The following is a 12,900-nucleotide window of genomic DNA, read 5'->3' on the forward strand; positions in this document are numbered from 1 at the left end:
CGAGCCGCGCCCCGGGCCAAACCCCCAGGCCCCGACAGGCCCGCCGCGCCAGGACGGTCTCCTGTGCACAGGGTGCCGCCTCCGTCCGTCGTCCGGGCCCTCGACGTCAGACCGGCGCCCTTGCGAACGGCCCTCGTGATCCGGAGCCTGGAACGCATGACGGATCACACGCCGCGCCTCGACCACGTCGTCCTCTGGGTACGCGACCCCGTCGCCACCGCGCGCTTCTACGCGGAGGCGGTCGGTCTGGAGGCGGTGCGGCTGGAGGAGTTCACCGCCGGCGAGGTGCCCTTCCCGTCCGTACGCGTCAACGCCGAGACGCTCCTCGACCTGATGCCGCTGACCTTCACGGACCGCATGACGATGCTGCCGGGGTCGGTGGAGAGTGCCGGGCATCCCGTGAACCACGTGTGCCTCTCGCTGCCGCGCGATGACTTCGACGCCCTCCTCACGCGGCTGCGGGAACACTCCGTCCCCGTGTCGGACCCGTCGTACGACTCCTTCGGCGCCCGCGGCCACGCGACGCGCAGCTTCTACTTCCGCGACCCGGACGGCAACGTCCTGGAGGCCCGGCACTACGACTGACCGCGCACGCGCTTCGGACCACACACGGGCGCGGACGCGCACCCGCTCAGAACAGCGGCTCGGGAAGCACCCCTTCCAGGGCGAGAAGCTGCCGTTTGGTCTCCAGGCCGCCGCCGAAGCCGCCGATGCCCCCGCCGCTCTCGACGACCCGGTGGCAGGGGACCACCACCGGCAGCGGATTGGCGCCCATCGCCATGCCGACGGCCTGGGCCGCGCCGGGCTGCCCGACGCGGCCGGCCAGTTCGCCGTACCCCACGACCGTGCCGTACGGGACGCCCGAAGCCAGCTCGCGCAGCACCTCGCGGGGGAAGCCGGAGATCAGCGACCAGTCCAGCGGCAGGTCGAAGTCGCGCCGCTCACCGGCGAAGTAACTCCGGAACTGGCGTATCGCCTCGGCCAGCAGCGGCGAACCGGGCGCTTCGACGGGCTCGGTGCCCAGTCGCGACGCCAACCGCTCGACCGCGCGGTCCCGGACCGCGTCCGTGGCGTGGAAGACGACGTTGACCAGGCCGGTCCGGCCGGCGGCCAGCAGCAGCGGCCCGATCCGGCTCTCGACGACCGTCCACACCACCCGTGGTCCGGTCTGCCCCTGACTGTCCATGCGCCCACCGTACGTGCCACCACTGACAGCGCGGCCGCTGCCCGCCCGGGCATCCGCGCACGCCATGCACCGGGCACCCCGTCATCCGCACACGGGGCACCGGGCACCCCGTCGTCATCCGCACTCGCCGGGCACCGGGTGCCCGCTCATCCGCCCACGGCGTCCCGGACCACGTCCGGCCGGTTGGTGATGATGCCGTCGACGCCGTAGTCGGCGACCCGCCGGGCCGTGGTCCCGTCGTCGACCGTCCACACGAACACCTTCAAGGGCCGGCCGTGCGGTCCGGAGAACGCCTGGACCGAGGCCACATAGGCCGGGGTGAGCGAACCCACGGACGGGTTGATCGCGTCGGTGAAGCTCGCGTAGTCCAGCACGTCGGACACGGACGGCGTCCCGAGGACCGCGGTCCGCACCGAGGGCCTCAGCTCGTGGACCGTCCGCACGCTCTCCGGGCTGAAGCTCTGCACGATCAGCCGGGCCGACACGTGCGACCGGTCGAGCCAGCCCTCGTTGCTGAGGACCTTCAGCGTCTGCCGCTCGATGCCCGGATACAGCTCCGGGTTCTTGATCTCCAGCACCAGCTTCTGGTGACGGAGCTCCAGACGGTCCACGAACTGCTCCAGCGTCGGCACGCGCGCGCCCGCGTACGCGGGATCGAACCAGCTGCCCGCGTCCAGGCGGGCGATCTCCGCGGCCGTGAAGTCCTTCACCTTCCACGGGGCACGGTCGGGAAAGACCTCCTCGGCGTCGGTGGTGCGCCGCAGGTTGTCGTCGTGCACGACGACAAGCTCACCGTCCTTGGTGCGCTGCACGTCGTTCTCCACCCAGCGGATGCCCAGCTCCGCCGCCTTGTCGACGGCCGCCAGCGTGTTCTCGGGCGCGTACGCGGAGGCCCCCCGGTGCGCGACCACCAGCGGCACCGGACCGTCGTCGGCGGCCTGCGCGGGGGAGGAGGGAAGAACAAGGACGACGGTCCCCAGGAGTGCGGTGGTCGAGGCGGCGACAACGCGCGCGTGCATGCGTACTCCTCGTGTCGAGCGATCAACGCCATCACGGACAGCACAACTGTGACAGCAGAGAGTCGCCGGCAGAGGGGTGCGAGATGGCCACACGCTGAACAGTCGAGGCCCAACTCCGCTCACCGGTACCGCACAACTGCGGCGAGGCCGTGTTTCTTTGCCGGAAAGTCGTTCGACCATTCCGGTGGGAGTCATACTCTTCGCGTCGACCCTGACCGCCCGCGCGGTCCCGGGAGGGGGGCGCACAACAGGTATTGCGGGAAGCACACGGCGGGAAGGGCAGCCGCGCATGCAGGGCACGGTCGACGGATTCAGCTACGGCCTGGTCACACCCCTGGTGGCCTACCTGATGGCCTGCCTGGGCGGCGCGCTGGGCCTGCGCTGCACCACCAGGTCTCTGCTCGTCGCCCGGTCCTGGCGGCCCGGATGGCTCGCCCTCGGCTCCGCCGCCATCGGCTCGGGCATCTGGACCATGCACTTCATCGCCATGATGGGCTTCACCGTCCACGGCAGCCCCATCCACTACGACATGACGATGACCTTCGCGAGTCTGGCCGTCGCGATCGTGATGGTGGGCGTCGGGATCTTCATCGTCGGCTACAAGGGCGCCCGCGGAACGGCCCTGTTCACCGGCGGCACGCTCACCGGCCTGGGCATCGCCTCCATGCACTACCTCGGCATGGCCGGAATGCGCCTGCGCGGGCGGCTGGAGTACGACACGCTCACCGTCTCCGTGTCCGTGGCGATCGCCATGGCCGCCGCCACCGCGGCCCTGTGGGCGGCCGGCCAGGTCCGGGGGTGGGCGTGGAGCGTCGGCGCGAGCCTCGTCATGGGCCTGGCGGTGACCGGCATGCACTACACCGGGATGGCCGCCCTCGACGTGCACCTGCACGAGGCGGCCGGGCCCGTCGCGGGGGAGTCGCCCGCGGCCCTGCTCGCGCCCATGATGATCGGCCCGCTCGCCTTCCTCCTGCTCGCCGGGGTCGTCGTGATGTTCGACCCGATGATGGTCATGGGCAGGCCCGCCGTCGTCACCGACGAGCGCAAGCCGGGTGTCCCCGCCCACACCCGCACCACCGTCCGGCACTCCGCGGGCCGCCTGCGCTTCCGCCCCCGCCGCCAGGTCGAGCACCGCGGTGCCCGCGCCCCGCAGAACCGCTGAGCGGAGCGGAGCGCCGGAGCGTCCGCGTCCCGCTGAACCGCTGAACCGCTGAACCGCTGAGCCGGCACCGGAGCGCCCCGCGTTCCCCGGACGCTCGGCGAAGGTCCGACCCCCCCCGCGCCCCGCGGAACCGCTGCTCGGAGCCGGTTGTCAGTGGGGGGTCGTACCGTTGATGGCATGCGGCCCGTTTCCCAGATCGAACGCTCGGTGGCGCCCTTCGAGGTCGTCAGTCCCTACCAGCCCAACGGCGACCAGCCCGCGGCCATCGCCGACCTCGCCCGGCGCATCCAGGCGGGCGAGAAGGACGTCGTCCTGCTCGGCGCGACCGGCACGGGCAAGTCCGCCACCACCGCGTGGATGATCGAGAAGCTGCAGCGCCCCACGCTCGTCATGGCGCCGAACAAGACGCTCGCCGCCCAGTTGGCCAACGAGTTCCGCGAGCTGCTGCCGAACAACGCCGTCGAGTACTTCGTCTCGTACTACGACTACTACCAGCCCGAGGCGTACGTCCCGCAGTCGGACACCTACATCGAGAAGGACTCCTCGATCAACGAGGAGGTCGAGCGCCTGCGCCACTCCGCGACGAACTCGCTGCTCACCCGGCGCGACGTGGTCGTGGTCGCCTCGGTGTCCTGCATCTACGGCCTGGGCACCCCGCAGGAGTACGTCGACCGCATGGTCCCCCTCCGGGTCGGCGAGGAGATCGACCGGGACGACCTGCTGCGCCGCTTCGTGGACATCCAGTACACGCGCAACGACATGGCCTTCACCCGGGGCACCTTCCGCGTACGCGGCGACACCATCGAGATCTTCCCGGTCTACGAGGAGCTGGCCGTCCGCATCGAGATGTTCGGCGACGAGATCGAGGCGCTGTCCACGCTGCACCCGGTCACCGGCGAGATCATCAGCGACGACCAGCAGCTCTACGTCTTCCCGGCCTCCCACTACGTCGCGGGCCCCGAGCGCCTGGAGCGGGCCGTCAACGACATCGAGAAGGAGCTGGGCGAGCGCCTGGCGGAGCTGGAGAAGCAGGGCAAGCTCCTGGAGGCGCAGCGCCTGCGCATGCGCACCACCTACGACATCGAGATGCTCCGCCAGATCGGCACCTGCTCCGGCGTGGAGAACTACTCGATGCACTTCGACGGCCGCCTGCCCGGCTCCCCGCCCAACACCCTGCTGGACTACTTCCCGGACGACTTCCTCCTCGTCATCGACGAGTCGCACGTCACCGTGCCCCAGATCGGCGCCATGTACGAAGGTGACGCCTCCCGCAAGCGGACCCTCGTCGACCACGGCTTCCGGCTGCCGTCCGCCCTGGACAACCGCCCGCTGAAGTGGGAGGAGTTCCAGGAGCGCATCGGCCAGACCGTCTACCTCTCGGCCACCCCCGGCACCTACGAGATGTCCCGCGCGGACGGCTACGTCGAACAGATCATCCGCCCCACCGGCCTCGTCGACCCGGAGGTCGTCGTCAAGCCGACCGAGGGCCAGATCGACGACCTGGTGCACGAGATCCGGCAGCGCACCGAGAGGGACGAGCGCGTCCTGGTCACCACCCTCACCAAGAAGATGGCCGAGGACCTCACGGACTACTTCCTGGAGCTGGGCATCCAGGTGCGCTACCTGCACAGCGACGTCGACACCCTGCGCCGCGTCGAACTGCTGCGCGAGCTGCGCGCCGGCGAGTACGACGTGCTGGTCGGCATCAACCTCCTCCGCGAGGGGCTCGACCTGCCCGAGGTGTCCCTGGTGGCGATCCTGGACGCCGACAAGGAGGGCTTCCTGCGGTCCGGCACCTCGCTGATCCAGACCATCGGCCGCGCCGCGCGCAACGTCTCCGGCCAGGTCCACATGTACGCCGACAAGATCACCCCGGCGATGGAGAAGGCCATCGACGAGACCAACCGCCGCCGGGAGAAGCAGATCGCGTACAACACGGAGAAGGGCATCGACCCCCAGCCCCTCCGCAAGAAGATCAACGACATCGTCGCCCAGATCGCCCGTGAGGACATCGACACCGAGCAGCTCCTCGGGTCCGGCTACCGCAAGTCCCGCAAGGACGGCGGGGGCACCAAGGCCCCGGTGCCCGCCCTGAGCAAGGCGAGCGGACCGGCCAAGGCCGTCAAGGGCAAGGGGAAGGGCAAGGCCGCCGAGACCGCGGTGACCGACCGCCCCGCGGCCGAACTCGCCGAGCAGATCGAGGAACTCACCACGCGCATGCGGGCCGCCGCGGCCGACCTCCAGTTCGAGATCGCGGCCCGGCTGCGCGACGAGGTCTCCGAGATGAAGAAGGAACTGCGCCAGATGAAGGAGGCCGGCCTGGCCTGACGGCGTGGCCCTGTACGGGCTGTGTTGCAAGACCGACACAAAGTACGACCGGGGCTACGTCGCTGTCAGTGCCCCTGCGTAGGGTTCTGGTCAACCGCGATCGCGCGGCAACAGGGGACGTTCGAGAGGGGAATCAGCGCGTGACCGTCAACATGACCAAGGGTCAGGCCATCAGTCTGCAGAAGAACGACGGGGGCAGCCTGACCGCGGTACGCATGGGTCTCGGCTGGCAGGCGGCTCCCCGGCGCGGCCTGTTCGGCTCGCGCACGCGGGAGATCGACCTGGACGCCTCCGCGGTGCTGTTCGCCGACAAGCAGCCGGTCGACGTGGTCTTCTTCCGCCACCTCGTGAGCGACGACGGCTCGGTGCGCCACACCGGTGACAACCTGGTCGGCGGTGTCGGGCAGGGCGGCGACGACGAGGCGATCCTCGTCGACCTCGCGCGGATCCCGGTCCACATCGACCAGATCGTCTTCACCGTGAACTCCTTCACGGGGCAGACCTTCCAGGAGGTGCAGAACGCGTTCTGCCGCCTGGTCGACGAGACCAACGGCCAGGAGCTCGCCCGCTACACGCTCGCCGGTGGCGGCCAGTACACCGCCCAGATCATGGCCAAGGTGCACCGCTCCGGCAGCGGCTGGACGATGACGGCCCTGGGCAACCCGGCCAACGGCCGCACCTTCCAGGACCTGATGCCGGCGATCCTGCCGCTCCTCTGAGGGCACGCCGGCCCGGCCGCCGGGCCGGCGAGCAGCACACGACACCACACAACGACACAGGGGGACGAAGGCGATGACGGCCGAGCTGGTGCGGGGGCAGAACCACCCGCTCTCCCAGGCCCGTCTCGAGATCCGGATCTCGGCCGGCACGCCGATCGTGGCCGCGGCCGCGCTCAGCGACGAGAACGGCCGGATCCACGGTGTGGAGTGGGTGGCCCACCCGGGCGCACCCACCCAGCCGGGTCTCGAGGTCTCCCGGCAGGCCGCTGCGGCGCACCGCCTCGCGGTCGACCTGGACGCCGTGCCGGAGGCCGTGCACCGGGTCGGTGTGCTGCTCGCCCTGCCCACGGGCGGGGCCGGCCCGGTCCGTTTCGGGGCCGTCGCCGCCCCCTTCACGGCCGTCACCGGCCTCGACGGCGGTGAGATCGCCAACTTCACCCTCACGGGTCTGGACACCGAATCGGCCGTCGTCGCCCTGGAGCTCTACCGGCGGCAGGGCGCCTGGAAGGTGCGCGCCGTCGGCCAGGGCTACGCGGGCGGCCTGGCCGAACTCCTCACCGACCAGGGCCTGCCGCAGGCCCGGCAGCTCGCGGCCGACATCGACGAGGCGGTCGCCCGGGGCCTGGCCCGGTCGGTGCAGGCACCGCCACCGCGCACGGCGGACGGGGACCGGTCGCGGCAGACCGCGGCCCCCGCCCTCGGCCCCGACCAGGGCGGCACCGCGCCCCAGCCCGGTCCGGTCCCGCCGCGGTCCCCGTACGACGGCCCGCTGCCCGGCGGGCCCGGAGAGCCGCAGCACCCGTACGCCGGGGGCGCGCCCGACCCGGGTCCCGTCACCCAGCCGTCCGCGCCCCCGGCCGGCGGCCCCGTCGACTACAGCCACCCGCGCCGGCAGAACGCGGCGCCGCCCCCGCCCCCGCCGACCGCGCCCCCGGCCGCACCCGGGCAGCCCGCCCGGCCCGTCGCGGGCGACGCCACCGGCTGGTCCATGGACGAGCGGCTCTACAACCAGGTCTGGGGCATGTTCGAGGACCTGGCCCGCACGACCGCGGCCTACCGCAGCGCCGTCGACTTCGCCGAGTCCCGCATGGACAAGGAGCTCGAACAGGTCCTGTCCGACCCGCGCAACCGGATCGGCGGGCAGGGCGACGCGGCCCGCGAGGCGGCCCGTGCCCGCCACGCCCAGCTCGTCGATCAGGCCAGGGAAGCCCTCGACCGGGACCTCGCCCAGCTCAAGGCCGAGGCCGACGTCGTCGAACCGGCCCTGCCCGCGCCGTACGCCCGCTGGGACAGCCCCGTCTGGCACGCCTACCGGGTGCCGATGGAACTCCCCATGGCCCTGCGGCTGGGGGATCTGCACCTGCCCGAGGCGGACGGGATCCGCATCCCCATGCTGGTCCGGCTGCCGCTGGAGCGCGGTCTGTGGATCGACAGCGGACGGGTCTCCTCCGCCGGCGGATCGCTGACCGACGCGCACGCGGTGGGACGGCTGGCCATGGAGACGGCCGTCGCGCACGCGGCCCGGCTGCTGGCCGTCTACCCGACGGGCGAGTTCACGGTCCACGTCATCGACCCGGCCGGATCCGGGGCGCAGGCCCTGGCCCCGCTGGTGCAGACCGGTGTGCTGGCGGGCCCGCCCGCGCTCGGCGCCGCCGGGGTGGCGGACGTGCTGGGCCGGCTCACCCAGCGGGTCGACCTGGTGCAGATGGCCGTGCGCGGGGGCGCCGCCGACGCCCTCCCGCCCGGGTTCGACACCGCGCAGCAGTTGCTGATCGTCAACGACTTCCCCCACGGCTTCGACGACCGTGCCGTGAACCAGTTGCGCTACCTCGCCGACGAGGGACCCGCCTTCGGCGTCCACCTGATGATGGTGGCCGACCGCGAGGAGTCCTCGGCCTACGGGCCGCTGCTCGATCCGCTGTGGCGCTCGCTGCTGCGGCTGACGCCGGTGGCCGACGACCACCTCGCCGACCCCTGGGTCGGCCATGCCTGGACCTACGAGCCTTCGCTCGTGCCGCCGGGCAGCCAAGTGCTGCAGCAGGTGCTGAGTCAGGTGGCGGCAGCCCGCGCCAAGCATTGGTAAAGACCTCTGACCTGGGGTCTTGGTCTTTCTTTTGCCAAGCGCTTTACCTGTTCTTGGTGATGGGGGTACTGTAGACGGCACGGAGGGGAGTACTCCCTGTCTGCTGCGGCGTACCCGTCAATACGGATCAGGCCAGATCCCGGGGCGTCGGCCCAACCTTGGGTGGAAGAGACCTCCGGCAGCGACGACGCTGACATTTGCCGTTACGACTGCCGGAGGCGCAGTGGATGTTTCCGTGACCCTATGGGTCCTGACGATCGTGGGCCTGGCCGCCCTCATCGCGGTCGACTTCTTCATCGGCCGCAAGCCGCACGACGTGTCGATCAAGGAAGCGGGGATCTGGACGGTCGTCTGGATCGTCCTGGCCGTCCTGTTCGGGCTCGGCCTGTTCGTCTTCGCGGGCGGACAGCCGGCCGGTGAGTTCTTCGCGGGCTTCATCACGGAGAAGTCGCTGAGCGTCGACAACCTCTTCGTGTTCGTCCTGATCATGGCGAAGTTCGCGGTGCCCTCGCAGTACCAGCAGCGTGTGCTGCTGGTCGGTGTGCTCATCGCCCTGGTCCTGCGCGCGATCTTCATCGCCGCCGGTGCGGCGATCCTCGCCAGCTTCTCGTGGGTGTTCTACCTCTTCGGCGCCTTCCTCATCTGGACCGCCTGGAAGCTCATCCAGGAGGCCCGGGCGGACGAGGAGGACGAGGAGTGGGAGGAGAACAAGCTCCTCAAGGCCGCCGAGCGGCGCTTCGGCGTGGCCGACCGCTACCACGGCACCAAGCTGTGGATCCGGGAGAACGGCAAGCGGGTCATGACCCCGATGCTGGTCGTGATGCTCGCGATCGGCATGACGGACGTCCTGTTCGCCCTGGACTCCATCCCCGCGATCTTCGGCCTGACCCAGGACCCGTACATCGTCTTCACCGCCAACGCGTTCGCCCTGATGGGTCTGCGCCAGCTGTACTTCCTCATCGGCGGCCTGCTCAAGAAGCTGGTGCACCTGAGCTACGGCCTGTCGATCATCCTGGGCTTCATCGGCGTGAAACTCGTGCTCCACGCCCTGCACGAGTCCGGGGTGCACGTCCCCGAGATCAGCATCCCGGTCTCGCTCGGCGTGATCTGCGCCGTCCTGATCGTCACCACGATCACCAGCCTGCGCGCTTCCAAGAAGCAGGCGGCGGCCGAGGCGGCATCGCGCAAGGACGGGGACGCCACGAAGGACAGCGTCGACGTCTGAGCGCGTCCTGCGCCTGAGGGAATCACAGCAGCCGGGAGCGGAGTGCGGCGAATGGCCGAGCTCCGCTCCCGGTGCTTGCTTGGGTGCACACGCGTTCCCGGCCCGGGGACGCCGCGGCCGGCGGGAGACGCCATGAAGTTCGTCCAGATCATCGACTTCGAGACGGAGCGCCTGGAGGAGATGCAGCAGCTGGTCGCGGAAGCGGGCCGGCGCACCGCCGGCCGTTCCGGCGGCCCCACCCGCAGCATCCTGCTCAGGACCGGGACCGGCCCCACCGTCACCTGCGCTGATCGAGTTCGACTCGTATCAGGAGGCCATGCGCAACAGTGACGACCCCGAGACCAGCAGGATGGCGCAACGGCTCGACGCGCTCAGCATCGGCGAACGGAAGCACACCGACTGCGACGTGGTCGACGAGCATGACCTCACCTAGCCGGTCCGCTGGTCGTCACGATCCCGGCGCGACCGGAGTGCGGGGCCCCCGCGCCTCTGCGACGATCACCGCATGACCGCTCGGCGCAGGCCGCTCGCAGCACAGTGGACGACCTTGGTGCCGCTGCTGGCTGCCGTGCTGCTCGTCTTCACCTGGGGGCGTGACCTGCCGGCGGCGGTCGTCGCCGTGGTGACCCTCGTCCTGGCGGGTGCGGTGCTGGCGGCGGTGCACCACGCGGAGGTGGTGGCCCACCGGGTGGGGGAGCCGTTCGGCTCGCTCGTCCTCGCCGTGGCCGTCACGATCATCGAGGTCGCCCTCATCGTCACCCTGATGATCGACGGCGGCGACAAGAGCGCGACGCTGGCCAGGGACACCGTCTTCGCGGCCGTGATGATCACCTGCAACGGCATCGTAGGACTGTCCCTGCTCGTCGCCTCGCTGCGCCACCGCACGGCCGTCTTCAACCCCGAGGGCACCGGCGCCGCGCTGGCGACCGTGGCGACACTGGCCACGCTGAGCCTGGTGCTGCCCACGTTCACCACCACCAAGCCGGGACCGGAGTTCTCCACCGTCCAGCTGACCTTCGCGGCCCTGTCCTCGCTGGCCCTCTACGGCCTGTTCGTCGCGACGCAGACCGTGCGGCACCGGGACTACTTCCTGCCGATCACCCGCCACGGCGAGGTGATCACCGCCGAGGAGCACGCCGAGGCGCCCACCGCCCGTACCGCACTGATCAGCCTGGGACTGCTCGGTCTCGCCCTCGTCGGCGTGGTCGGACTGGCCAAGGGGGTGTCGCCCACCATCGAGTCGGGAGTCGAGGCCGCCGGCCTGCACCAAGCCGTCGTCGGTGTGGTCATCGCGCTGCTCGTCCTGCTCCCGGAGACCATCGCCGCCCTGCGCTCCGCGCGCCGCGACCGGGTGCAGACCAGCCTGAACCTCGCCCTCGGCTCGGCCATGGCCAGCATCGGCCTGACCATCCCCGCGGTCGCCCTGGCCTCCCTGTGGCTCTCCGGCCCGCTGGTGCTCGGCCTGAGCGCGACGCACATGGTGCTGCTCGCCCTCACCGTGGTGGTGGCCTCGCTGACGGTCGTGCCGGGGCGGGCCACACCGCTGCAGGGCGGCGTGCACCTCGTGCTGTTCGCGGCGTATCTGGAGCTGGCGATCAACCCGTGAGGCGCGCTCCGCCCCGCACCGCCCGGACTCAGGACGTGACCGTGGTGCGCGGACGATCAGCAGGGCGCCGAAGCGGCCGAGCAGTCCACGCTCGCCCGATCAGAGGGTCGGGACGATCGCGCGCGTCCTGCCCGGAGGCCGCGGCCGGCCGGATGGTCGGCGCACCGTGATAGACCGGCTGTGAGCAGCGGCCCGCCGCGGGCCGCCGACCCCGTCCGGACCGGAGGAACCGTGCCCCGCACCCTGGCCAACGCCCCGATCATGATCCTCAACGGCCCCAACCTGAACCTGCTCGGCCGGCGCCAGCCGGAGATCTACGGATCCGACACCCTCGCCGACGTCGAGGCCCTGTGCGTCAAGGCGGCGGCCGCGCACGGCGGCACGGTCGACTTCCGGCAGTCCAACCACGAGGGGGAGCTGGTCGACTGGATCCAGGAGGCGCGGACGCACCACTGCGGCATCGTGATCAACCCCGGCGCCTACTCGCACACGTCGGTCGCGATCCTGGACGCCCTCAACGCCTGTGACGGCATGCCGGTGCTGGAGGTCCACATCTCCAACATCCACCAGCGCGAGTCGTTCCGGCACCACTCCTACGTGTCGCTGCGCGCCGACGGGGTCATCGCCGGCTGCGGGGTGCAGGGATACGTGTTCGGAGTCGAACGGGTGGCCGCACTGGCCGGGACGGGCAAGGCGGACGCCTAGGCCCGCGGCATAAGAGGGGAGGCCGGGCGACGGCAGGCGACCGGATCCTGCCGAGCGGTGTGCAGCCCGGAGGCCGGACACCGACGGGCTGGACGGGGCGCTTACCCGGCCCGCCGGCCGACGCCCGCGCCCCCCCCCGTGACCTTCACCCTGCGTGTCGCGCGCCGCGCGCGTGCTTCACCACCCGCGTGCGCGCCACTCCGGCAGCTGCGGGCGCTCGGCGCCCAAGGTGGTGTCGTGGCCGTGGCCCGGGTAGACCCAGGTCTCGTCCGGCAGGACGTCGAAGATCTTCGTCTCGACGTCGTGGAGCAGGCTGGCGAACGCCTCCGGATCCTGATGGGTGTTGCCCACACCACCGGGGAACAGGCAGTCCCCGGTGAACACATGGGGATGCCCGTGCGGATCGTCGTAGACGAGGGCGATCGAGCCGGGGGTGTGCCCGACCAGGTGGCGCGCGGTGAGTTCCACGCGCCCCACCCGGACGGTGTCGCCGTCGTCGACGAGCACGTCGGTGCGGACGGGGATGCCCTCGGCGTCGTCCCGGCCCGCGTACGTACGGGCGCCGGTGGCGCCCACCACCTCGGCGAGCGCCTGCCAGTGGTCGCCGTGCCGGTGGGTCGTCACGACCGAGGCGATGCCGTCGTCGCCGATCATGCCGAGCAGCACGGACGCCTCGTTCGCGGCGTCGATCAGCACCTGCTCGTCGGTGGCCCGGCAGCGCAGCAGATAGGCGTTGTTGTTCATCGGACCGACCGCGATCTTGGTGATCATCAGGTCCTTGAGCTCATGCACGTCGGCAGGCCCGCCGACCGTCACCTGTCCGCTGTACGTCATGTCCGTCAGCCTATAGCGGGGGACCGGCCCGGG

The 12,900-nt window shown here is 71.2% G+C and carries 12 protein-coding genes; 9 read left to right on the forward strand and 3 right to left on the reverse strand.

Going from position 1 to position 12,900, the window contains the following annotated elements; genetic code table 11:
• The first annotated feature begins 156 nt into the window (after window positions 1-156).
• On the forward strand, window positions 157-585 hold the full coding sequence (locus tag ACFYWG_RS15990) for a VOC family protein (RefSeq protein WP_389201747.1): 429 nt from the start codon (window positions 157-159) through the stop codon (window positions 583-585).
• Window positions 586-631: 46 nt separating this feature from the next.
• Here the strand turns inward: ACFYWG_RS15990 and ACFYWG_RS15995 are convergent, their stop codons facing one another.
• Both ACFYWG_RS15995 and ACFYWG_RS16000 read right to left on the reverse strand, forming a co-directional pair.
• On the reverse strand, window positions 632-1,186 hold the full coding sequence (locus tag ACFYWG_RS15995; protein ID WP_385418144.1) for a methylated-DNA--[protein]-cysteine S-methyltransferase: 555 nt from the start codon (window positions 1,184-1,186) through the stop codon (window positions 632-634).
• 146 nt (window positions 1,187-1,332) lie between these two features.
• Complete coding sequence (locus ACFYWG_RS16000) at window positions 1,333-2,205, reverse strand: glycerophosphodiester phosphodiesterase (protein ID WP_383503465.1); 873 nt, start codon at window positions 2,203-2,205, stop codon at window positions 1,333-1,335.
• Between the two features lie 289 nt (window positions 2,206-2,494).
• Between ACFYWG_RS16000 and ACFYWG_RS16005 the strand changes: the two genes are divergently transcribed.
• The 8 genes from ACFYWG_RS16005 to aroQ all read left to right on the forward strand — a co-directional run bounded on the left by ACFYWG_RS16005 (window position 2,495) and on the right by aroQ (window position 12,033).
• Window positions 2,495-3,367, forward strand: coding sequence for an MHYT domain-containing protein (locus tag ACFYWG_RS16005; protein ID WP_383503464.1), 873 nt, complete (start codon window positions 2,495-2,497; stop codon window positions 3,365-3,367).
• 177 nt (window positions 3,368-3,544) lie between these two features.
• On the forward strand, window positions 3,545-5,695 hold the full coding sequence (gene uvrB / locus ACFYWG_RS16010) for an excinuclease ABC subunit UvrB (RefSeq protein WP_389201750.1): 2,151 nt from the start codon (window positions 3,545-3,547) through the stop codon (window positions 5,693-5,695).
• Window positions 5,696-5,835: 140 nt separating this feature from the next.
• A complete protein-coding gene (locus ACFYWG_RS16015) occupies window positions 5,836-6,414 on the forward strand; it encodes a TerD family protein (protein WP_369196340.1) in 579 nt (192 codons plus the stop codon).
• A gap of 73 nt (window positions 6,415-6,487) precedes the next feature.
• The gene (locus tag ACFYWG_RS16020) at window positions 6,488-8,497 is read left to right on the forward strand and encodes a TerD family protein (protein ID WP_389201753.1); all 2,010 of its coding nucleotides are present in this window, start codon (window positions 6,488-6,490) and stop codon (window positions 8,495-8,497) included.
• Between the two features lie 223 nt (window positions 8,498-8,720).
• Window positions 8,721-9,722: a TerC family protein gene (locus tag ACFYWG_RS16025; RefSeq protein WP_383503461.1), complete on the forward strand. Its 1,002-nt coding sequence runs from the start codon at window positions 8,721-8,723 to the stop codon at window positions 9,720-9,722.
• Window positions 9,723-9,854: 132 nt separating this feature from the next.
• Complete coding sequence (locus ACFYWG_RS16030; RefSeq protein WP_389201755.1) at window positions 9,855-10,052, forward strand: hypothetical protein; 198 nt, start codon at window positions 9,855-9,857, stop codon at window positions 10,050-10,052.
• A 175-nt stretch (window positions 10,053-10,227) separates the two neighbouring features.
• Window positions 10,228-11,328, forward strand: a complete 1,101-nt coding sequence (locus ACFYWG_RS16035; protein ID WP_389201757.1) for a calcium:proton antiporter — start codon at window positions 10,228-10,230, stop codon at window positions 11,326-11,328.
• A 231-nt stretch (window positions 11,329-11,559) separates the two neighbouring features.
• A complete protein-coding gene (gene aroQ / locus ACFYWG_RS16040) occupies window positions 11,560-12,033 on the forward strand; it encodes a type II 3-dehydroquinate dehydratase (RefSeq protein ID WP_376331919.1) in 474 nt (157 codons plus the stop codon).
• A gap of 177 nt (window positions 12,034-12,210) precedes the next feature.
• Here aroQ and ACFYWG_RS16045 read toward each other — a convergent pair whose 3' ends face one another.
• A complete protein-coding gene (locus ACFYWG_RS16045) occupies window positions 12,211-12,867 on the reverse strand; it encodes an MBL fold metallo-hydrolase (protein ID WP_389201760.1) in 657 nt (218 codons plus the stop codon).
• Window positions 12,868-12,900 lie beyond the last annotated feature (33 nt).

It is taken from the genome of Streptomyces sp. NPDC003456 (genome assembly GCF_042878735.1).
Classification (GTDB): domain Bacteria; phylum Actinomycetota; class Actinomycetes; order Streptomycetales; family Streptomycetaceae; genus Streptomyces.

Excerpts from the sequence above, each read along its gene's own strand:
- ACFYWG_RS15990 (WP_389201747.1), top strand. The coding sequence starts at position 157 with ATGACGGATCACACGCCGCGCCTCGACCACGTCGTCCTCTGGGTACGC.
- ACFYWG_RS15995 (WP_385418144.1), bottom strand. The coding sequence starts at position 1,186 with ATGGACAGTCAGGGGCAGACCGGACCACGGGTGGTGTGGACGGTCGTC.
- ACFYWG_RS16000 (WP_383503465.1), bottom strand. The coding sequence starts at position 2,205 with ATGCACGCGCGCGTTGTCGCCGCCTCGACCACCGCACTCCTGGGGACC.
- ACFYWG_RS16005 (WP_383503464.1), top strand. The coding sequence starts at position 2,495 with ATGCAGGGCACGGTCGACGGATTCAGCTACGGCCTGGTCACACCCCTG.
- uvrB (WP_389201750.1), top strand. The coding sequence starts at position 3,545 with ATGCGGCCCGTTTCCCAGATCGAACGCTCGGTGGCGCCCTTCGAGGTC.
- ACFYWG_RS16020 (WP_389201753.1), top strand. The coding sequence starts at position 6,488 with ATGACGGCCGAGCTGGTGCGGGGGCAGAACCACCCGCTCTCCCAGGCC.
- ACFYWG_RS16030 (WP_389201755.1), top strand. The coding sequence starts at position 9,855 with ATGAAGTTCGTCCAGATCATCGACTTCGAGACGGAGCGCCTGGAGGAG.
- ACFYWG_RS16035 (WP_389201757.1), top strand. The coding sequence starts at position 10,228 with ATGACCGCTCGGCGCAGGCCGCTCGCAGCACAGTGGACGACCTTGGTG.
- ACFYWG_RS16045 (WP_389201760.1), bottom strand. The coding sequence starts at position 12,867 with ATGACGTACAGCGGACAGGTGACGGTCGGCGGGCCTGCCGACGTGCAT.